Here is a 404-nt window from a genome sequence, read left to right as displayed (position 1 = left end):
ACATACGGGCGACAAAATTTTCGACAGTATTACTAGCAACGCGGTAGCGGAACCAGACGGTAGCGCTTCTGAAACCAATCTTTTTGCCATGCTGGATAGCGCCATCGCAGCCCTGAAAACGCCGGTCGCGGATAGCGAAGCGGATAAAGAAACCGCCGCTGCGGCACTGGATAAAACCAACCGCGGACTGAAAAACTCGCTGAACAATGTGCTGACTGTTCGCGCGGAATTAGGCACGCAACTGAACGAACTGGAGTCGCTGGATTCATTAGGTAGCGATCGCGCTTTAGGGCAAACGCAGCAGATGAGCGATCTGGTTGATGTGGACTGGAATGCAACTATTTCATCTTACATCATGCAGCAAACGGCATTGCAGGCATCGTATAAAGCATTTACCGATATGC

Annotated in this window: 1 pseudogene; it reads left to right on the top strand. The window is 50.7% G+C overall.

The features are described from left to right. A pseudogene (locus H3O04_RS35750) lies at positions 1-404 on the top strand (hypothetical protein); the annotation flags it as partial.

This window comes from Burkholderia sp. KCJ3K979 (genome assembly GCF_016759955.1).
Classification (GTDB): domain Bacteria; phylum Pseudomonadota; class Gammaproteobacteria; order Burkholderiales; family Burkholderiaceae; genus Burkholderia; species Burkholderia orbicola.
The sequence above is the reverse complement of the archived record's forward strand: the minus strand, read 5'-3'. Positions and strand labels throughout refer to the sequence as shown.